We start from the raw sequence: 19,067 nt of genomic DNA on the forward strand, positions 1-19,067 counted from the left end.
CCGGCTCGTCACCGCGGCTCGGGGGGCCGCCGGGGTTCGGGGGGCGTCGGGGCCGGGTCGGGGCGGGCGGTGGTGATGTGGGCGGCCAGTTTGCGGACGCGGGGTTCGTGCTCGTCGTAGCCGACGACGACCGGGGACTCGTTGTAGGGCATCGTGTCGGATGAGCGGCGCAGCTTCACGTACTGGCCGCACGCGTCGATCGCGTAGGGCTCCATGTCGTCCTGCAGGGCGCCGATCACGGTGATGCCGTGCGTCTCACCGATCTTGCGGAAGAGCGCGACGGCCTCCTTGCGGTGCTCCTTGCCGAGGTTGCGGCCGAGCTCGTCCAGCACCAGGCACAGGCGGCCACCGCCGGAGCTGGCGAGCGCCGCCGCGCACACCAGCTTGACGGCCTTCTCGTCCATGAGCGCGGTGTTGGCGCGGCGGTTGTAGGGGACGTACCGCTGCCCGTCCGAGCGGCGCCATTTCGGCGTGACGCGCCAGCGCCACTCCTGCTCGGGGTCGCCGGGCTGCTCCGGCGTGGGGAACTCCAGCGTCGCGCCGTAGCCCCCGTACGCCACGTCCAGCTTCTCGAACTCCTCCGACACCCGCTGGAGGCGCGCGCGGATCGCGGCCGTCAGCGCCGTGCGGTGCGCCTCGGCCGCGCCCGCCGCCTCGGTCGCGCCCTTCTGCGCCTTGTCCAGGTCGGCGCGCCGCCCCGACAGCTGCACCTCGATCTGCCGCCGCTGGTGCTTCTCGTAGTCCTCCTGCTGGCGCAGGTAGCTCTCCACCGCCTTCACCAGGCGGGGGAACGTGGCCTGCTCGCGGTCGGTGCGGCGGCCCTCGCCCTCGGCGCGCTCGCGGAGCAGGAACCGGATCTCCTCGGGCATGTCCTCGTCGGACGGGCCGTCCGGGAAGACCCGCCGCAGCGCCTCCGACAGGTGCTTCTCGGCGGTGTGCCACCACTCGGCGGGCGTCCAGGTGGCCTCGTCGTCGTCCAGGCCGGACAGCCACTCGGCGGCGCTCTCGCGGGAGCCGCCCCACGCCTTCTCCAGGTCGTCCAGCCCGAGCGCGGCGCGCCGGTCGGCCAGCTCGGACGCCGCGCGGCGGACCTTGTCGCGGTCGCGCTCGTGCGTCTCCTTGCGGCCGCGCAGCCGGTCGACCTCCAGTGCGCGCGTGTCGGCCTTGGCCTGGAGCCGCCGCAGCGCCTGCTCGGCCGCCCCGAGGCGCGGGCCGAGCCGGGACTCGCTGCCGCCCAGCTCCTCCAGGCCCTCGCGCAGCCCCGCCATCGCCGTGCGGACCTCCTCCAGCTCGGCCGCCGCCCGCGCCCCCGCGAGCCGCCGCCCCGCCAGCGCCACGTCGGCGGCGGCGTCGGCCGTGGCCTGCCGCGCGCGCTCCAGCGCCTCCTTCGCGGACTCCACCGAAGTCCTGGCCGCCTGGACGCGCGCCACGCGCCCCGTGACGGGCTCGGTGAACCCGCCGACGACCACGACACCGGTGCCCTCCGCCTCGAGCGCGGCGAAGAAGCCGCTCGGGGAGGGGGCGCAGCTCACGCCGTCCGGGAGCGGCCCGGCGCCGTCCGCGGGGACGATCATGGAGCCGGGCATGCCCTCCAGGGCGGCGACCGCCGCGTCGAGGTCGTCCGCCCCCACGACGACGGCCTCCCGGTAGGGCCACAGGGCCGCCTCCCAGCGCTCCCGGACGCCTTCGGCCAGCTCCACGGCGTCCAGCAGGCCGACCGCCGCGATGCCCTCGGCGGCGAGCGCCCGGATCTGCGCGGGCGCGCTGCCCTCGCCCGCCTCTGCCTCGGCCAGGGACCGTTCCGCGCGCGCGACGGCGCCCTTGGCCATCCCGTACTCCTGCTGGGCCTCGTCACGGCGGGACTCGGCGTCCGCCAGCTCGGCGCGGGCCGCGTCGCGGTCGCGCCCGTCGGCCTCCCGGCGGCGCTCCTCCAGCGCCGACACGCGCCGGCGCAGCTCGTCCAGCCGGTTGCGGGCGACGGCCTTGTCCGCGCCGAGCTTGTCGGCCTGGCCCTTCAGCTCGGCGAGCGCCGCGCCCGCCTCGTGGAGCCGCTCCTCCAGCGCGCCGCCGGTGAGCTGCTCGATCTCCTTCTCGGCGGCCCTCGCCGCGGCGGCGAGCTCCTCGCCCTCCCGGTGCAGCCGCTCCTGGTCGGCGGCGTGGGCGGCGTCGGCCTCGGCCGCGTCCGCCAGCAGCCGGGCCTGCCGCGTCCGCCAGTGCCGCACGGCCGCGGCCACCTCGTCGCGTGCCCGGTCGCGGCGGTCGAACGTCTTCAGCAGGCTCGCCGCCTCCCGCTCCCACTCGGTGAGCCGCTCCGCCGCCTCCGCGGCCTTGGCGCGCTCCCGGTGCTCCTCCGCGCGGGACTTGCGCTCGGCCTCCAGCTCCCGGTCCAGCCCGGTCAGCGCCGCGATCGCGCTGAAGATGCGCTCCGGGCTGATCTCGTTCAGCGGCTGCGACAGCAGGTTCGTGGCGACCTTGGACCGCACGGACGTCGACAGGAACGACACGCACCGGACCTGCCCCCCGTACAGGACGCGGGACAGGTCCTTCGCGACGAGGTCGCGCCGCCCGGCGCTGCGCGGCAGGCTCGCCCACAGCCGGTCGGCCAGCGACACCCGGTCGGCCTCGGACGGCGCGGACGCCAGGTACACCCCCCGCCGCCACCGGATCTCCAGATGCGGCGCGTCGACGTTCACCCGCAACCACACGGTCACGGCGCTTTCGGAGCCCTCCTCAGCGACGTCGTCGTTCCCGGCGGTGCTGTTCTCCCCGACGGTGCCGTTCTCCCCGACGGTGCCGTTCTCTCCGGCGGTGCCGTTCTCTCCGGCGGTGCTCTTCTCTCCGACGGTGCTGTTCTCTCCGACGGCGGCGTTCTCTCCGGCGGTGCTGTTCTCTCCGGCGGCGGCGTTCTCTCCGGACGCCTCGTCGGCGGTGGCGCCGTTCTCTCCGGTGGTGCCGTTCTTCCCGGCGGTGCCGTTCCTTCTGGAGGCACTGGCCTTTCCGGCGGGTGTGTCGTCCTCCGTGAGGGCGTCGGATTCGGGCGGGCCGGCGTGGTCGAAGACGCCGACGATGTAGCCGTGGTCGGCGCTGGCCCACTGGCTGTCGCCCTGCGCGGCCAGCTCCGCGTTGAACAGCAGCTCCGCCACCGCACGCGCGCCCGAGGCGAACCGCCACTGCTCGTCCCCCAGCAGCGCGGTGATGGCCGCGATGAACGAGGACTTGCCGGCGCCGTTGGAGTCCTTCGGCCCCTGCCCGGCGACCACGATGAGCGTCCCCGGGACGGTCGGCACCGGATGCGTCGACAGCCGCGAGATGTTCACCGCCTGCACCGCCACGAGGGTCCGGTCGCCGACGACGTTCTCGGCGTCGCGCGCGGTCACCATCGGTTCGAGGACGGCCGTCATGTGTGCTCCCCCTGCTCGCGTTCCCGCCCCCTGCGCCGCGCCCGGATCGCCGCCGCGAGCGGCGAGTCCGGCCCGGCGGCCAGGATCAGCTCCTCTTGCAGGCGCCTGCGCGCGGCGCCGGTCAGCCGGTGGAACTGCGGCCCCGGCACGAACCCTCCGGCGTCGTCCGCCCCCGCCTTCACCTGCGACACCAGCCCGGCCAGCCGCAGCCGCCGCAGCGACGCCTCCAGCTCCCCGACCGGCAGCTGCGTGCGGCGGCGCAGCTCGTCCAGCGGCGTCGGGTGGGGCGACAGCCACGAGTCGTCCTCCAGCAGCCCCGCCGCCCTCGGGATCGCCACCGAGTGGATCAGCACCAGCGCGAGCACGGCCCGCTCCCGCACCGGCGGGACGCACTCGGGGTCGGCGGCCAGCTCCGCCGCGACGTCGTCGCGGTAGCCGGAGGTCCAGCGCGTCTGCTCCGACCGGATCAGGGTCCGCCCGCCCAGCGCGAGCATCTCCTCCAGCGCCCTGCGCAGCGGCGGCTCCCGCAGCGCCGCGAACCGCACCTCCGAGACCGGCTCGGCGGCGTGCTCGACCGCCATGTAGGCCGCGACGAGCTCCGCCCGGCGCCGCTCGTCGTAGGGGCGCAGCACCGGTTCGAACATGTCACCCATCCGGTGCCTCCCCGGCGTCGGACCCGGTGCCGGGCTCGGGGAGGCGGCGCAGGAGGTCGCGCAGGGACGCCAGGGAGCCTTCCGGCCAGAGGGCGACCCGCGGGCCGGGGCGGACAGAGCCGGAGGCCTCGTCGAGCAGGAGCCAGCCGGTCTCCGACAGGCGGCGGAGCTCGCCGGTGGCCCAGCGGCGGGCCAGGTCGGTGTCGCCGCGCGTCATGCCCGCGTACACCTCCAGGACGTTCGCGACCGCGGACGGGGAGCCCGGCCAGGGAGCGTCGTCCAGGCGCGTCCAGCAGCAGCGCAGGGCGGCGGCGAGGACGCGGCGGGCCTGGCCCGCGCGGTCCAGGGGCATGGGGGCGGTGTCGTACTCCTCCAGCAGCGCGGGCGTCGCGCCGTCCGGCCACTCGGGCAGGAGCCAGACGCGGTCGCCGTCGGCCGCCGCGACCGTCCCCGGCGGCACGGGATCGGACGCCGGGCCGGACGGCCCGCCCAGCACGCGGGCGCGTGCGCGGGCCAGCACATGCGGGTCGACGGTCACCGGTCCGTCCTTTCGAGCCGCCCCGGGGAGATCCACGTCGGGGAGCCTTCGGGGCGCAGCGCCAGGCCGTCCGACCAGACGAGGCGGTAGGGGAGCCCGGGGTGCAGGTGGAGCGACGAGAGGTCGGCGAGCATGCGGCGCGCCGTGGGCCAGTCGTGGGCGAGGACGTCCTCGACCGCGACCGCGTCACGGCCGCGCAGGATCTGCTCGGCCAGGTCGCGCAGCCGCTCCGTCGCGGCCGTGTCCGAGCCGGTGTCGCCCGAGAGGCCCGGGTCGGGGACCGAGGGCCGGGGCGGCGCGGGACGCGGGGGGGTGGCGCGCGGGCCGTCCTCCACGGCGGTCACCACCGCGGACGGCTCGTGCCACGGCGCCGGCGCGTCGAAGACGAACCCGTCCAGCACGGCCGCGAGGTCCTCCCGGGACGCCGTGCGGGTGAAGGTGCGCCACGTCTCGGGCGGCAGGAGGGTGAGGTTGCGGGTCGTGCCCGCCGAGTCCGACAGCCGGGCGGCGGCGCGGCGGGAGGCGTCGCCGTAGGCGTAGATGGCGGCGCGCAGGTCGGTGCAGGTGCGGTCGAGCTGCGGCCAGCGGCGCAGGATCGCGCCGTGCAGCCGCTCGGCGCGCAGCAGGATCTCCTCGGTGCCCCAGAGCTTGGGGGCCTGCTCGCGGAGCTCCTCGATGGTGCCGTTGGTGAGGGTGACGAGCTCGACGCTCCACAGCCGGAACGCGCGGGCGAGGCCGTCCGCGCCGCCGCGCGCCTGCTCGGGCGTCATGCGCGGGTCGGCGACGTTGAGCTGCTCCAGCGCGAGGAGCCGGTGCATCTCGCTCTGGCCGCCGTCCAGCATCATCCGCCGGACGAACATCAGCCCGACGACGCTGGTGAACGACGCCCGGTAGCGCAGCTGGTTCGGCTTGGGGAACACCTCGCGGACGGCGCCGAGCCCCTTCAGCACCCGCAGCCGGTTCTCGAAGACCTCGGCGGGGTAGCGGCGGCACACATACCGCATCTGCTCGCGGCTCAGGCCGTCCTCGCCCGCGTCGGCGAACGCGGCGAGCAGCGTCTCGGCGACGTCCACGAGCTCCGGGTCGTCGACGACCGCGCCGCTGTCGCGGGCCAGCGCCGCGAACATCTGGCGGTAGACGCCCAGCACGGCCTCGCCGACGAGGACGTCGTCGAGGCTCGCGGCCGCGTTGTCGGAGGCAGGGGACACGGCGCACTACGGTACGGCCCCCGCGCCGCCAGGGTGGAATCGGCGCGGGGGAGCGCCCGGGATCAGGGCGTGGAACCGCCGGGCGGCGTCACCCGCGCCGCCCGGCCGTCACCGAGGGGTCAGCCCGCGGGGGCGGGGTGGGGGATGGACTTGTGCTCCAGGTAGGCGTGCAGGCCCTCGGGGCCGAGCTCGCGGCCGAGGCCGCTGTTCTTGTAGCCGCCGAACGGGGTGTTCGGGTCGAGGGTGTACATGTTGACGCCGCAGCTCCCGGTGCGGATGCGGCGGGCGACCTCGACGCCGTGGCCGACGTCGGAGGTCCAGACCGACCCGCCGAGGCCGTAGTCGCTGTCGTTGGCGATCTTGATGGCGTCGGCCTCGTCCTCGTAGGGGATGAGGACCAGGACCGGGCCGAAGATCTCCTCGCGGGCGATGCGCATGTCGTTGCCGACGTCGCCGAAGACGGTCGGGGCGACGTACCAGCCGCGGTCGTGCGGGCGGTTCAGGCCGCCGGTGATGATCTTGGCGCCCTCGTCCTGGCCGATCCGGATGTAGTTCTCCACGCGCTCCTGCTGCCGCCTGGCGACCAGCGGGCCGATCTCGCAGCCGTAGTCGGAGGGGTCGCCCACGCTGAGGCCGCTCACCATGCTCGCGAGCGCGTCGGCGACCTCGTCGTAGCGGCGGCGGGAGGCGAGGATGCGGGTCTGCGCCGCGCACGCCTCGCCGTTGTTCATCAGCGAGGCCAGCTTGAAGCCCTCGACGGTGGCGGCCAGGTCCGCGTCGTCCAGGATGATCGCGGCGGACTTGCCGCCGAGCTCGAGGGTGACCCGCTTGAGCTGCTCGCCGCAGACCGCGCCGATCTTGCGGCCGGCGGCGGTGGAGCCGGTGAAGGACACCTTGTCGACGTCGGGGTGCGCGACGAGGTAGGCGCCGACCTCGCGGCCGGCCGGGACGAAGTTGACCACGCCCTCGGGGATGCCCGCCTCGCGGATCCACTCGGCGAGCAGGTAGGAGTCGAGGGGGGTCTCGGGGGAGGGCTTGGCCACCACCGTGCAGCCGGCGATGAGCGCGGGCGCGAGCTTGAGCATCAGCGTGAACTGCGGGACGTTCCACGGGACGATCGCCGCGACGACGCCGACCGGCTCCTGGGTGACCGTGACCGGGCCCAGCATCCCCTGCCGCTCCTCCTCCCAGGTGTAGGAGGCGGCGAGGTCCACGTAGTACTGGAGCACCATCTGCGGGATGGCGGCCTGGCCGAACACCGAGAACATGATGGGCGAGCCCATCTCGGCGGTCACGAGGTCGGCCATCTCCTGCTGCCGCTCGGCGTAGATCGCCGAGAGCCGGCCGACGATCTCGGCGCGCTCGGCCGGGGTCATCCGCGGCCAGGGGCCCTCGTCGAAGGCGCGCCGCGCCGCCGCGACGGCCGCGTCGATGTCGCCCTCGGTGCCCTCGGGCACCCGCCCGATGACCTCCTCGGTGTGCGGGGACACGACGTCGATCACGCCGGTGCCGGCCGGTGCGGCCCACTCGCCTCCGATGAACAGCCGATCGTGCTCGCGCATGCTGCTGTGCCTCCCCTGCCCGAAGGGCCGACGCGGATAACCGAATGCTTGCTTGGCCACAGCATCGCATGACGTCCCCGGGCGTTGGCAAGAGCAAATGAGACTGGAGTCTCATTTGATAGAACGGGCCCATGGCCGAGATCGCGGACGTCTGGTTCGACCCAGCCTGCCCCTACACCTGGATCACGTCGCGGTGGCTGCTGGAGGCCGCGAAGGTCCGGCCCATCGAGCCGTGCTGGCACCTGCTGAGCCTGGCGGCGCTGAACGAGGGCCGCGACGACGATCCCGAGAACGACCCCGAGGGCTACCTGTGGCTGCCCGCCCGGGTCTGCGCGGCCGTCGCGGACAGGGCCGGGCAGGAGGCGCTGGGCCGCTTCTACACCGCGTTCGGCGCCCGCGTCCACGAGCGGAAGGAGATGGGGCCGCAGACGATCCCCGACGCGCTCGCCGAGGCCGGCCTGTCCGGGGACCTCGCCGAAACGGCCCTGTCGGACCACTACGACGGCGCGGTCCGCGCCTCGACGGCCGCGGGGCTCGCGAGGGTCGGCCCGCACGTCGGCACGCCCGTGGTCGCGGTCGGCGAGGTCGCGTTCTTCGGGCCGGTCCTGTCGCGGATCCCGCGGGGCGAGGAGGCCGGGAGGCTCTGGGACGGGACGCTCCTCGTCGCGGGGGTGCCCGGCTTCCACGAGCTCAAGGGGGTCCCGCACGCCGACCCCGACCCGTCCTAGAGCAGGTGGGCGTTCGGGCGGCGGGCGCGTTCGGCGAGCCCCGGCAGCTCGACCGCCTCGACGCCCGCGGCCTCGAGGATCTCGGCGCCCGTCCCCTCGGCGAACAGCGACGGCTCCCGCCAGGCGAACACGACGCGCCGGGCGCCCGAGGCGACGATCAGCTCCGCGCACGTGCGGGGCCGCGACGCGCGGTGCCCGCACGGTTCGAGGGAGCTGTAGACGGTCGCGCCGGCGAGGTCGCCGCCGGTCCTGGCGAGCGCGGCCTCCTCGGCGTGGTCGTGCGGGTCGTCCTCGCGGGAGAAGCCGCGGGCGACCTCCCGCCCGTCCGCGCCGACGATGACCGCGCCCACCGAGAACGCGGTGCGCGACGGCGGGCACAGCGCCGCGAGGTCGCAGGCCAGCGCCAGCCAGCCGAGGTCATCCACGCCCGCCCCCGACCAGGTAGCGCAGCAGGGCGAGGTCGCCGATGCGGGTGGCCTCGGCGAGCCGCATCGGGCGCGCCGGCGACTGCGGGAACACCCCGGACCGCACGAAGCGCGGCGCGGACGGGTCGCCGACGAAGAACGGCGCCACCACGAGCTGGATCTCGTCCACCGCGTCGGCGGTGAGGAACAGCGTGTGGATCCCGCCGCCGCCCTCGACCATCAGCCGCCGGACGCCCCGGGAGGCGAGGTCGCCGAGCACCGCGCCGAGCGCGAGCGGGTCGCCGGCGTCGACGACGTCGGCCAGGCCGCCGAGCCGGCCGGCCAGCCCGGACGCGGTGCCCGTCGGGGCGTAGACGAGCTTCGGCGACTCGCCGGTGGTGAAGAACCGCGCGCCGGGGTCGAGGTCGCCGCTCCAGGTCAGCGTCACCTTGGTGAGGTCGGGCGGCAGCCCGCGCGCGACGCGCTGCTCCCGCCGGGCCGCGGAGCGCACGAGCAGCCTCGGGTCGTCGGCCCGGACGGTCCCCGCGCCGACGAGGATCGCGTCGCAGCCGGCGCGCACCGCGTCGACCCGGTCCCAGTCGGCCGTGCTGGACAGCCGCAGCCGCTCGGGAGTCGCGTCGTCGATGTAGCCGTCGGCGGACATCGCGCAGCTCAGCAGCACGTAGGGGCGCTCGCTCACGCCGCCACCCTACGGGAGCGCGGCGGCGCCGGCGGCACCGCCCGCGGAGATCGTTTGAGGTGACTCGGCGTTTCTGCGCCGGATGTGTCGGAGGGGGTGCCTATGGTTGCTGCGACATGCGAATCCTGCACACCTCCGACTGGCATCTCGGCAGATCGTTCCACCGCGAGGACCTGCTGGCCGCACAGGCGGCGTTCGTCGACCACCTGGTCGAGACCGTCGAGGCGGAGCGGGTCGAGTGCGTGCTGGTCTCCGGGGACGTCTACGACCGGGCCCTGCCCGCCGTCGACGCCGTCCGGCTGTGCGACGAGGCCCTGAAGCGGCTCGCCGACCGCACCCGCGTCGTGGTCATCGCGGGCAACCACGACTCCGCGCGCCGCCTCGGCTTCGGCTCGGGGCTGATGGACGCGGCCGGCGTGCACGTCCGCACCGACTTCGCGACGGTGGGCGAGCCCGTCGTCGTGGGCGACGCCGCGATCTACGGCATCCCCTACCTGGAGCCCGAGCTCGTCCGCCATCCGTGGGAGCTGGACGAGCGCAGCCACGCCGCCGCGCTCACCGAGGCGATGCGCCGCGTCCGCGCCGACGCCGCGCGCCGCGACGAGCTGTCGGTCGTGCTCGCGCACGCGTTCGTCACCGGCGGCGAGTCCAGCGAGAGCGAGCGCGACATCTCGGTGGGCGGGTCCTCTCAGGTGGCGGCCTCGGTGTTCGACGGCGTCGACTACGCGGCGCTCGGCCACCTGCACGGCCGCTGGAGCATCACCGACCGCATCCGCTACTCGGGCTCGCCCCTGGCCTACTCGTTCTCGGAGGACAGGCACGTCAAGGGCTCGTGGCTGATCGACCTGCGCGCGGACGGCGCCGCCGCGGAGTTCGTGGAGGCGCCCGTCCCGCGGCGCCTCGCCCGGGTCCGGGGCCGCCTCGACGACCTGCTCACCGACCCGTCCTACGACCGCGTCGAAGACCGCTGGCTCCAGGTCACGCTGACCGACGCGCGCCGCCCGTCCGCCGCGATGGAGCGGCTGCGCCGCCGGTTCCCGCACACGCTCGTCCTTGGCTTCGAGCCCGAGGGCGGCGGGACGGACGGCGCCCGCACCTGGACGGGCCGCCTCCGCGAGCGCTCCGCCCTCGACGTCGCGGGCGACTTCGTCGCCGAGGTCACCGACGGGCCCGCGACCGCCGCCGAACGCGCCCTTCTCCACGAGGCGTTCGAGGCGTGCCGCCGCAAGGAGGCCATGGCGTGAGGCTGCACCGGCTGGAGATCGCGGCGTTCGGGCCCTTCTCGGGGACGGAGTCCATCGACTTCGACGCGCTGTCCGACGCCGGGCTGTTCCTCATCCAGGGCCGGACGGGCGCGGGCAAGACGAGCATCCTCGACGCGGTCTGCTTCGCGCTCTACGGGCAGGTGCCCGGCGTCCGCAACGCGGTGAAGGGGCTGCGCAGCGACCACGCGCCCCCCGGCGCCGGGCCGCGCGTGGTCCTGGAGACGACCATCCGGGGCCGCCGGCTGCGCATCACGCGCTCGCCCGCCTGGGAGCGGCCGAAGCTGCGCGGGTCGGGGACGACGAACGAGCACGCCAAGGTGATCCTGGAGGAGTTCGAGCACGGCGCGTGGGTGGGGCTCACGACTCGGCTCGACGAGGCGGGCGACCTCGTCTCGCAAATGCTCGGGATGACCGCGGTCCAGTTCTGCCAGGTGGCGATGCTGCCGCAGGGGGAGTTCGCCGGGTTCCTGCGCGCCGGCGCCGAGGAGCGCCGCAAGGTGCTGGAGCGCCTGTTCGCCGCCGAGGTGTTCGCGCAGGTCGAGAAGTGGCTCGCCGAGCGGCGCGCCGCCACCGGGCGGGAGGCCGCCGAGCTCGGGGCGCGGGCCGTGTCGATCGCCGACCGGATCTGCGAGACGACCGGCGCCGCCTCGCCGCGCGGGTCCCGCCCGGCCGTCCCGGCGCCGCGCCGCGGGGAGCCCGCGGTCGAGCCGTTCGCCGAGGTCGAGGCGCTGCCCGCGTGGGCCGCCGAGCTGGCGGGCGGCCAGGAGGACGTCCGCGCGGTCGTCGAGGAGTTGCGCGCGGGTGCCGCCGCTGCGCTGCGCACGGCGCGCGAGGCGCTGGAGGAGTCGAGGGCCCTCGCCGACCGGCGGCGCCGCCACGCCGACGCCCTCGCCAGGCGCGAAGCGCTGGCCCAGCGCGCGGAGGAGAAGTCGCGGCTGGCCTCGCGGCTCGACGCCGCCGCCCGCGCCGACCGGGTCGTCCCGCTGGTCAGGGACGTGCGGTCGCGCCACGGGGAGGCGGCCCGAGCCCGGCGCTGGGCCGAGGAGACCCGCTCCCGGGTCGCCGCGCTGCTGCCGCCGAAGGCCCCGCACGACGTTCTCGCCAAGGCCGAGCGCCACCGCCGCGACGAGGTCGCGGCGCTGGAGGGCAGGCGCGCCGCCGCCGCGCGGCTCCGCCGGATCGGCCGCGACCGCGAGGAGCTCGCAGAGGAGCTGCGGCGGCTGGAGCCGGAGGACGCGCGGATCCGCGCCGCCCTCGCCGAACTGCCCGCCGTCGTGGCGGGGCACCGCGCCGAGCTGGACGAGGCCAGGCTCGCCGCCGCCGGGCGCTCCGGCGCCGCGGCCGCCGTCCAGGAGGCCGGGCGCCGCCTCGACGCCGCTCAGCGCCGCGACCAGGTGGAGCACCGGCTCGCCGAGGCGGAGGCCGGCTACCGCGCGGCGGTCGACGCGGCCCAGAACGCCCGCCAGGCCGTCCTCGACCTCCGGCAGGCGCGGCTGGACGGCATGGCCGCCGTCCTCGCCGAGGAGCTGGCCGACGGCGAGCCCTGCCGGGTCTGCGGCTCCACCGAGCATCCGGCCCCCGTGACCTCGCTCGCGCTGATCCCGACCGAGGAGCAGGTGGAGGAGGCGCAGGCCGAGGCCGACACCGCCCAGGACGTCCGGGAGCAGGCCGGCACCGCGGTCGGGGAGCTGCGCACCGAGCGCGACAAGCTGCTGGAGATCGCGGGCGAGGCCGATGCGGACGCCCTCGCCGCCGAGCTCGCCGAGGCGCAGTCCGAGCTGGCGGCGGCGGAGGCCCGCGCCGCCGAGGCCGAACGTCTGGAGGCCGAGCTCCACCGGCACGAGCAGGAGCTCGAAAGGGTCCGCTCCGCGCAGGAGGAGAACGGCCGGGCCCTCACCGAGAACCGCACCCACGACAGGGAACTGGCCGCCGAGCAGGCCCGGCTGGCGGCCGAGCTCGACGAGGCGCGCGGCGGCGACGCGACGCTGGAGGCCCGCATCGCCAGGCTCGGCGAGGAGGCCGACGCGCTCGCCGCGGCCGTCGAGGCGGCCCGCGCGCACGGGAGCGCCGCCGAGGAGCTGGCCGCCGCCCGCGCCAAGCTCGTCCAGGAGGCCGAGGAGCAGGGTTTCCGCACGCCCGAGGAGGTCGGCGAGGCGGAGCTGCCCGACGAGGAGCAGGGCGTCCTGCGCGACCGGGTCCGCAGGTTCGACGACGAGGAGGCCGAGGTCCGCGCCCTGCTCGGCGACCCGGAGCTGGTCGCGGCCGCCGCCGCGCCCGCCCCCGACCTGGGCGTCCTCGAGGCCGCGGCGGCGGCGGCCGACGCGGCGCACACCGGGGCCGCGAACGCCGCCGACCGCGCGCGGCACCGCTGCGAGCGCCTCGCCGAGCTGCGCGTGGACCTCGCCGCCGCCGTCGGCGAATGGCGGCCGGCCGCCGCGCGGCACGAGGTCGCCGAACGCCTCGCGGGCCTCGCGTCGGGCAAGCACGCGGCGAACCGGCACGCGATGTCGCTGTCGGCGTACGTGCTGGCCGCCCGCCTCGAACAGGTCGTCGCCGCCGCGAACGAGCGGCTGCACCGCATGTCCGGGGGCCGCTACGCCCTCGTCCACACCACCGACAGGGCGGCGGGCGACCGCACCAAGGGCGCCGGGGGCCTCGGCCTGCGCGTCGCCGACTCCTGGACGGGCCTGGAGCGCGACCCGGTGACCCTGTCGGGCGGCGAGTCGTTCATCAGCTCGCTGGCGCTGGCCCTCGGCCTCGCCGGCGTCGTCACCGCCGAGGCGGGCGGCACCGAGATCGGCACCCTCTTCGTCGACGAGGGGTTCGGCACCCTCGACGAGGAGACCCTCGACGAGGTGATGGACGTCCTCGACGGGCTGCGCGACGGGGGCCGGGCGGTCGGGATCGTCAGCCACGTCGCGGAGCTGCGCGCCCGCATCCCCGCCCAGCTCCGCGTCACCAAGGACCGCGCGGGCTCCACCGCCACGGTCGTCGTCTGACGTCGCCGCCTTCGCGGCCGGGGCCGCGGGTCAGCTGGAGATGTACTGGAGGATCACGTTGTGCACGTGGTGGCTCTTGTCGGAGCCGCGGAACTCGACCTCGTAGGTGTGGGTGCCGACGTTGATCGCGATCGAGCCGGTGGAGAAGTAGGACCCGGCCCACGACTTGTTGCTGACCACGCTGACCGAGGTGATCCTGGAGTAGGGGACGCTGGTGATCGCGTACTTCTTGCCGGCGAAGCTGCGGTCCTGGACGATCACTCGCCGGTCGGTGAGGCCGATGAACCCCGTGCCGGTGCCGACGGCGTCGTAGACGGCGATGATCTGCTCGCCGGGCAGCAGCCCGCTCTCGATCTGCTTGAGCTGCCCCGACCTGTCGTGCTGGACTCCGTCGCCCATGGCTCCTCCGGTGCTCGCGGCGATCGCCTGATTCCGTAGCGAGTGTCTCAGCCGCGGGGGGCGGACCGGGCGGCTTCCAGGAAGCCGGTGCAGCGGCCGAGCAGCTCGACCAGCGTCCGCCGCTCGGCCTCGGTGAACTCGGCGGCCAGCCCGCGCTCGACCTCGACCGCGCGCACGTCGGCGCTCTCCAGGACGGCCGCCCCCTCGGCGGTGAGCCGCGTCTCCAGGATGTTGCGGTGCCACTCGTGCGGGGTGCGCTCGATCAGCCCTCGCTCCTGGAGGTTCTTCAGGACGGTGTTCATCGTCGGCGGCGTGACCGCGCACGCGCGGGCCAGCGCGGCGGCCGACATGCCCGGGTTGTCGGCGAGGTGGAGCAGGGCCGCGTACTGGGGGACCGTGAGCCCGCTCGGCTTCAGCGCCGCCTGCTTGGCCGCGTTGAGCGCCTGCTCGGCGCGCTTGAGGTGGGAGCCGAGCCGCTCCGGGACGGGCAACGAGGTCATTTCCGCATGGTATCGAGCCCTCGAAGAGAAGACCGTTGACGAGCATTAGAGTTCTAACTATTGTACGTACGCGTACTAACGATCTACCTCGAACGGAGATGCCATGTCGCGCATCCAGCGCTCCACCGCGGCGGCGGCCGCGGCGCTCGCCGTCGCGGTCCTGCCCGCGTCCGTGGCCGTCGCCCCGCACGCCGGCGCCGCCGCCCCGGCGGCCGCCTCGCGGATCTCCACGGCCTACGTCCTGCCGGGCGACCGCGTCTACCCCGAGGGCATCGCCGCCGACCCGCGCGGCGAGGCGATGTTCGCCGGATCCTTCGCCGACGGCACCGTCTACCGGATGCGTCCGGGGCACCGGACGGCCGAGGTGTTCCTGCCCGCCGGGACGGACGGCCGCCGCACCGCCAACGGGCTGAAGGTCGACTCCGCGGGACGGCTGTGGGTCACCGACTCCACGTCCGGCGTCGCGGTCTACGACACCCGGAGCCGCGCTCTGCTGGCGCGTTTCGTCGTGCCCGGCGACGGCGCCCGGTTCGTCAACGACCTCGCCGTCGCGCCCGGCGGCGCCGTCTACCTGACGGACAGCACCCGTGCCGTCGTCTACCGGGTCACCCCGCACGACCTGGAGGCCGCCCGGGGAGGAACCGGCACGCTGTCGACGGCCTTCGACCTGAGCGGCGTCCTGGAGCCGCACGAGCCGTCCGACTACACGCTGAACGGGATCGTCGCCGACCCCGCGGGCCGGTTCCTGCTGACCGACGACATGCTCGGCGGCGACCTCTACCGGCTGGACCTGGCGACCGGCGCCGTCCGCGAGGTCGCGCTGAGCGGCGGCGACATGCGCAACGCGGACGGCCTCGAACTCCAGCACGGGCGCCTCTGGACGGCCGCCAACGTCGACAACACCCTGACCCGCTGGCGCGTCGCGCCCGACGGGACGCGGGCCCGCCTGGAGCGCACGCTGGCCGACCCGGCCCTCCAGCTGCCGACGACGCTCGTCCGCCGCCACGGGACGCTCTACGTGGTCCGGTCCCAGTTCGACAAGGGCGGCCCGCTCGGCGACGGCACCCCGGAGATCCCGTTCACCGTCGCCGCCGTCCGGGGCCTCTGACCCCCCGCCGTCACAGGTTCGCGAGCATGACCGCGGGGTTCTCCACGCAGTCGGCCACGAACCGCAGGAACCCGCCCGCCGCGCCGCCGTCGCAGACCCGGTGGTCGAACGTCAGCGAGAGCTGGGTCATCTTGCGCGGCACGACCGCGCCGCCGACCACCCAGGGCCGGTCGATGATCCGGCCGACGCCGAGCAGCGCCGCCTCCGGATGGTTGATGATCGGGGTGGAGCCGTCGACGCCGAACACGCCGTAGTTGTTGAGGGTGAAGGTGCCGCCGGTCAGCGCCTCGGGCGGGAGCCCGCCCGAGCGCGCGAGGCCGGTCAGCCGGGCCAGCTCGGCGGCGAGCCGCGCGGTGGTCATCAGGTGCGCGTCCCGCACGACCGGCACGACGAGCCCGCGGTCGGTCTGCGCGGCGAAGCCGAGGTTGACGTGCCCGTACCGGACGATCTCCTGCCGGTCGGTGTCGACCGAGGCGTTCAGCTCGGGGAACTCCGCCAGGCCCGCCAGGCAGATGCGGGCGAGCATGGCGAGCAGGCCGATGCCGCTGTCCGGGCGGGTCCGGCGCAGCGCGTCCTTGGCCTCGACCAGGGCGGTGGCGTCGGCGTCCACCCAGGTCGTCGCGTCCGGGATCTCGCGGCGGCTGCGGGCGAGCTTGTCGGCCACCGCGCGGCGCAGCCCGCGCAGCGGGATCCGCTCGGGCATCGGACGGGCGGCGGGCGCCGGCGTCTCGGCGTGATCCTGCGCCGCGCCGGTGCTCGCGGCGGTGTCCGCGGCCAGGGCCTGCTCGACGTCGCGGCGCAGGATCACGCCGCGGGGCCCGGTGGGGGTGACGGCGGCGAGGTCGAGGCCGTGCTCGCGCGCCATCCTGCGGACGAGCGGCGAGATCACGCGCGGCGCCTCCGCGTGCCCGGTGGCGGCGGCCGGAGCGACCGGAGCCGGAGCCACCGGGGCCGGAGCGACCGGCGCGGGAGCCGCCGGGCGGGCCGCCGCCGGGGCCTTCGGGCCGCCCGCGCGGCGCCGTCCGCGCCTGCCCGGGCCGTGCCCGGTGCCGTAGCCGATGAGGACGTTGCCGGACCCGGCCTGCTCCTCCTCGCGGTACCGGGCCGCGTCGGGGTGGAGGTCCGGGGCGGCGCGCACGGCCGCGACGGGCGCGGACGCGCCGTCGGCGGGGCCGACCTCGATGAGCGGTTCCCCGACCGCGAGGATCGCGCCCGCCTCCGCGTGCAGCTTCAGGACGGTCCCCGCGTAGGGGACGGGCACCTCCACCGCGGCCTTGGCGGTCTCGACCTCCACCACGACCTGGTCGACCTCGACGGTGTCGCCCGCGGCGACCTTCCATTCGATGACCTCGGCCTCGGTCAGTCCCTCGCCGAGGTCGGGCAGGCGGAACACCTGCCCGGTGGCGGCGGTCACGAGGCCTCCCTGTCCAGGTGCAGCACGTCGGGCGCGTCGTCGAACTGGAGGCGGTCGACGGTGTCGAGGATGCGGTCGGCGTCCGGAAGGTGCGAGTGCTCCAGCTTCGGCGGCGGGTAGGGGATGTCGAAGCCCGAGACGCGCAGCACGGGCGCGGCCAGCGAGTGGAAGCAGCGCTCCTGCACGCGGGCGGCGATCTCGGCGCCCACGCCCGCGAAGCCCTGGGCCTCCTGTACGACCACGCAGCGGCCCGTCCTGCGCACCGAGGCGGCCACCGTCCCGTCGTCGAACGGGACGATGGTGCGCAGGTCCACGACCTCCAGGTCGCGGCCCTCGCGCGCGGCGGCCTCGGCGGCCTCCAGCGCCACCGGGACGCTCGGCCCGTAGGCGACCAGCGTCGCGTCCCGGCCCTCGCGGCGCACCACCGCCCGCCCGAACCCGGCGGCGCGCCGGTTCTCGCGGTCGGCCTCGCCCTTGGCCCAGTACAGCCGCTTCGGCTCCATGAACACGACCGGGTCGGGGTCGGCGATGGCGTCGCGCAGCAGCCAGTACGCGTCGTCGGCGGTGGCGGGCGTGACGACCTTCAGGCCGGGCGTGTGGGCGTAGTAGGCCTCGCTGGAGTCGCAGTGGTGCTCGACGCCGCCGATCCCCCCCGCGTAGGGGATGCGGATCACCATCGGCAGCGAGAGGCGGCCGCGGGTGCGGTTGCGGAACTTGGCCACGTGCGAGGCGATCTGCTCGAAGGCCGGGTAGGCGAAGGCGTCGAACTGCATCTCCACCACGGGCCGGAAGCCGCCCATCGCCATGCCCACGGCCAGGCCGACGATCCCCGACTCGGCCAGCGGGGTGTCGAAGCAGCGGTCCTCGCCGAAGTCGCGGGTCAGCCCGTCGGTGATGCGGAAGACCCCGCCGAGCGGCCCGACGTCCTCGCCGAAGACCAGGACCCGCTCGTCCTCGGCGAGCGCGTCCCGCAGCGCGGTGTTCAGGGCCTGCGCCATCGTCATCGCGGGCATCTCAGTCCTCTCCGGGCATCATCTCGGACGCCAGCAGGGCGCGCTGCTCGCGCAGCTGCGGCGTGGGTTCGGCGAAGACGTGGTCGAACAGCTCGAAGGGGTCGGCCTCCGGGTCGGCGGCCATCCGCTCGCGCAGGGTCGCGGCGTACTCCTCGGCGGCCTCGTGCGCCGCCGAGACGTCCTCGGCGGAGAGCAGGCCGCGCCCGCGCAGGTGCGCCTCCAGCCGCGCGAGGGGGTCGGCGGACTCCCAGCGCGCGACCTCCTCGTCCTTGCGGTACCGGGAGGCGTCGTCGGCGTTGGTGTGGGAGTCCATGCGGTAGGTGTGCGCCTCGACCAGGAACGGGCCGCTCCCGGAGCGGGCGTGCTCGACGGCGGCCGCCAGGACCGACAGCACCGCGACGAGGTCGTTGCCGTCCACCTGCTCGGACCGGATGCCGTAGCCGACCCCCTTGTAGGCCAGCGCGGGGGCGGCGGTCTGCTTGGCCAGCGGCACCGAGATCGCGTACTTGTTGTTCTGGACGAAGAACACCACGGGCGCGCGCAGCACCCCGGCGTAGTTCAGCGCCTCGTGGAAGTCGCCCTCGCTGGTCCCGCCGTCGCCGACGAACGCCATCACCACGCCGTCCTCGCCCTTGCGGCGCATGGCGTCGGCCATGCCCACGGCGTGGATCGTCTGGGTGGCCAGCGGGGTGCACTGGGGCGCGACGCGCGTGGCCACCGGGTCGTAGCCGCAGTGCCAGCCGCCGCGCAGCAGCGTGAGGACCTCGACCGGGTCCATTCCGCGGGCGACCAGCGCCACCGAGTCGCGGTAGGTCGGGAAGAGCCAGTCGTCCTCGCGCAGCGCGAGCACGCCGGCGATCTGGCAGGCCTCCTGCCCGCGGCTGGACGGGTAGACCGCCAGCCGGCCCTGCTTGGTCAGCGCGGTGGCCTGCCGGTCGAAGCGGCGGCCCAGCACCATCCGGCGGTAGGCCTCGACCAGCGCACCGTCCTCCGGCGCCTTGTACCCGGCGGGCGCCCCGGCGTCCGTCCCGTCCTCGGCGACGAAGCGCACCGGGACGGGGGAGGGGAGAAGGCCCTCGGCCTCCTGGTGAGGTGTCCGCACGGACATGGCGCCGCTCCCTTCCTGTGGACGGTTGTCGGTTCGATCGTCCGCTCGGACGACGATCTGCTCAAGA

The 19,067-nt window shown here is 75.5% G+C and carries 16 protein-coding genes; 4 read left to right on the forward strand and 12 right to left on the reverse strand.

What is annotated here, in order from left to right; all coding sequences use genetic code 11:
• Positions 1–8 precede the first annotated feature (8 nt).
• The 5 genes from FKD65_RS45915 to FKD65_RS38070 all read right to left on the reverse strand — a co-directional run bounded on the left by FKD65_RS45915 (position 9) and on the right by FKD65_RS38070 (position 7,362).
• On the reverse strand, positions 9–3,401 hold the full coding sequence (locus tag FKD65_RS45915) for a chromosome partitioning protein ParA (RefSeq protein WP_240809805.1): 3,393 nt from the start codon (positions 3,399–3,401) through the stop codon (positions 9–11).
• Positions 3,398–4,054, reverse strand: coding sequence for a hypothetical protein (locus FKD65_RS38055; protein WP_141584040.1), 657 nt, complete (start codon positions 4,052–4,054; stop codon positions 3,398–3,400). The genes FKD65_RS45915 and FKD65_RS38055 overlap by 4 nt, the downstream gene beginning before the upstream one ends.
• The gene (locus tag FKD65_RS38060; RefSeq protein ID WP_141584042.1) at positions 4,047–4,592 is read right to left on the reverse strand and encodes a hypothetical protein; all 546 of its coding nucleotides are present in this window, start codon (positions 4,590–4,592) and stop codon (positions 4,047–4,049) included. The genes FKD65_RS38055 and FKD65_RS38060 overlap by 8 nt, the downstream gene beginning before the upstream one ends.
• Entirely contained in the window at positions 4,589–5,800 is a 1,212-nt protein-coding gene (locus tag FKD65_RS38065; RefSeq protein ID WP_141584045.1) for a hypothetical protein, read from the reverse strand. The genes FKD65_RS38060 and FKD65_RS38065 overlap by 4 nt, the downstream gene beginning before the upstream one ends.
• A 119-nt stretch (positions 5,801–5,919) precedes the next feature.
• Entirely contained in the window at positions 5,920–7,362 is a 1,443-nt protein-coding gene (locus FKD65_RS38070) for an aldehyde dehydrogenase (RefSeq protein WP_141584047.1), read from the reverse strand.
• A 131-nt stretch (positions 7,363–7,493) separates the two neighbouring features.
• Between FKD65_RS38070 and FKD65_RS38075 the strand changes: the two genes are divergently transcribed.
• Positions 7,494–8,090, forward strand: a complete 597-nt coding sequence (locus tag FKD65_RS38075) for a DsbA family protein (RefSeq protein WP_141584050.1) — start codon at positions 7,494–7,496, stop codon at positions 8,088–8,090.
• Here the strand turns inward: FKD65_RS38075 and FKD65_RS38080 are convergent.
• The gene (locus FKD65_RS38080) at positions 8,087–8,515 is read right to left on the reverse strand and encodes a dCMP deaminase (protein ID WP_141584052.1); all 429 of its coding nucleotides are present in this window, start codon (positions 8,513–8,515) and stop codon (positions 8,087–8,089) included. The genes FKD65_RS38075 and FKD65_RS38080 overlap by 4 nt on opposite strands.
• On the reverse strand, positions 8,508–9,194 hold the full coding sequence (locus FKD65_RS38085; RefSeq protein ID WP_168221309.1) for a dihydrofolate reductase family protein: 687 nt from the start codon (positions 9,192–9,194) through the stop codon (positions 8,508–8,510). The genes FKD65_RS38080 and FKD65_RS38085 overlap by 8 nt, the downstream gene beginning before the upstream one ends.
• Before the next feature lie 116 nt (positions 9,195–9,310).
• On the opposite strand from FKD65_RS38085, the gene FKD65_RS38090 reads away from it, so the two are divergent.
• Both FKD65_RS38090 and FKD65_RS38095 read left to right on the forward strand, forming a co-directional pair.
• Positions 9,311–10,438 carry an exonuclease SbcCD subunit D gene (locus FKD65_RS38090; RefSeq protein WP_141584054.1) on the forward strand — a complete coding sequence of 376 codons (1,128 nt, stop codon included), beginning with the start codon at positions 9,311–9,313 and terminating at the stop codon, positions 10,436–10,438.
• The gene (locus FKD65_RS38095) at positions 10,435–13,458 is read left to right on the forward strand and encodes an AAA family ATPase (RefSeq protein WP_141584056.1); all 3,024 of its coding nucleotides are present in this window, start codon (positions 10,435–10,437) and stop codon (positions 13,456–13,458) included. The genes FKD65_RS38090 and FKD65_RS38095 overlap by 4 nt, the downstream gene beginning before the upstream one ends.
• Positions 13,459–13,488: 30 nt before the next feature.
• Here FKD65_RS38095 and FKD65_RS38100 read toward each other — a convergent pair whose 3' ends face one another.
• Entirely contained in the window at positions 13,489–13,857 is a 369-nt protein-coding gene (locus tag FKD65_RS38100; RefSeq protein WP_141584058.1) for a PH domain-containing protein, read from the reverse strand.
• Positions 13,858–13,904: 47 nt separating this feature from the next.
• Entirely contained in the window at positions 13,905–14,357 is a 453-nt protein-coding gene (locus FKD65_RS38105; protein ID WP_205718401.1) for a MarR family winged helix-turn-helix transcriptional regulator, read from the reverse strand.
• Between the two features lie 103 nt (positions 14,358–14,460).
• On the opposite strand from FKD65_RS38105, the gene FKD65_RS38110 reads away from it, so the two are divergent.
• Positions 14,461–15,465, forward strand: coding sequence for an SMP-30/gluconolactonase/LRE family protein (locus tag FKD65_RS38110; protein ID WP_141584060.1), 1,005 nt, complete (start codon positions 14,461–14,463; stop codon positions 15,463–15,465).
• A gap of 10 nt (positions 15,466–15,475) precedes the next feature.
• Here FKD65_RS38110 and FKD65_RS38115 read toward each other — a convergent pair whose 3' ends face one another.
• The 3 genes from FKD65_RS38115 to pdhA are packed head-to-tail and all read right to left on the reverse strand — an operon-like array spanning position 15,476 to position 19,000.
• Positions 15,476–16,879 carry a dihydrolipoamide acetyltransferase family protein gene (locus FKD65_RS38115; RefSeq protein ID WP_141584062.1) on the reverse strand — a complete coding sequence of 468 codons (1,404 nt, stop codon included), beginning with the start codon at positions 16,877–16,879 and terminating at the stop codon, positions 15,476–15,478.
• A complete protein-coding gene (locus FKD65_RS38120; RefSeq protein WP_141584064.1) occupies positions 16,876–17,892 on the reverse strand; it encodes an alpha-ketoacid dehydrogenase subunit beta in 1,017 nt (338 codons plus the stop codon). The genes FKD65_RS38115 and FKD65_RS38120 overlap by 4 nt, the downstream gene beginning before the upstream one ends.
• Before the next feature lies 1 nt (position 17,893).
• Positions 17,894–19,000 (reverse strand): pyruvate dehydrogenase (acetyl-transferring) E1 component subunit alpha, encoded by a 1,107-nt coding sequence (gene pdhA, locus FKD65_RS38125; RefSeq protein WP_141584066.1) that lies wholly within the window; start codon positions 18,998–19,000, stop codon positions 17,894–17,896.
• Positions 19,001–19,067 lie beyond the last annotated feature (67 nt).

It is taken from the genome of Actinomadura sp. WMMA1423 (assembly GCF_006547145.1).
Classification (GTDB): Bacteria; Actinomycetota; Actinomycetes; order Streptosporangiales; family Streptosporangiaceae; genus Spirillospora.